Below are 503 nucleotides of genomic sequence, written 5' to 3'. Positions count from 1 at the left end.
GCGGCCGATAGCGGCAACCTGGGGCAGCTGGACCTGATCCTGGCGCTGCAATGGGTGCGCGATCACATTGCCGCGTTTGGCGGAGATCCCTCGCGGGTGATGGTCTTTGGCCAATCGGGCGGGGGCGCCAAGATCGCCACGCTGATGGCGATGCCGGCCGCGCGCGGCCTGTTCCATGCCGCCGCGACCATGAGTGGACAGCAGGTGCAGGCCAGTGGCCCGGGCCATGCGCTGGCCCGCACGCGCGCGTGGATGGCGCGCCTGGGATTGGGCGACGATGGGGTTGCGGCCCTGCGCGCCATGCCGATCGCGCGCCTGATCGACGCGCTCGACGCCAGCGATCCGATCATGGGCGGAAGCCTCTACTTCGGGCCGGTGCTGGATATGACCAACCTGCCGCGCCATCCGTTCTGGCCCGATGCGGCGCCGCAATCGCTGGATATTCCGATGATCCTGGGCAATGTGCGCGATGAAACGCGCGCGTTTCTCGATCCGCGCGGGCC

1 pseudogene is annotated in these 503 nt (G+C 69.2%); it reads left to right on the top strand.

From position 1 onward, the window contains the following. Nucleotides 1-503, top strand: a pseudogene (locus tag H926_RS32695) (carboxylesterase family protein); the annotation flags it as partial.

Origin of the sequence: Novosphingobium sp. B-7, assembly GCF_000410615.1 — a bacterium.
In the GTDB taxonomy this organism is placed as follows: Bacteria; Pseudomonadota; Alphaproteobacteria; order Sphingomonadales; family Sphingomonadaceae; genus Novosphingobium; species Novosphingobium capsulatum.
The sequence above is the reverse complement of the archived record's forward strand: the minus strand, read 5'-3'. Positions and strand labels throughout refer to the sequence as shown.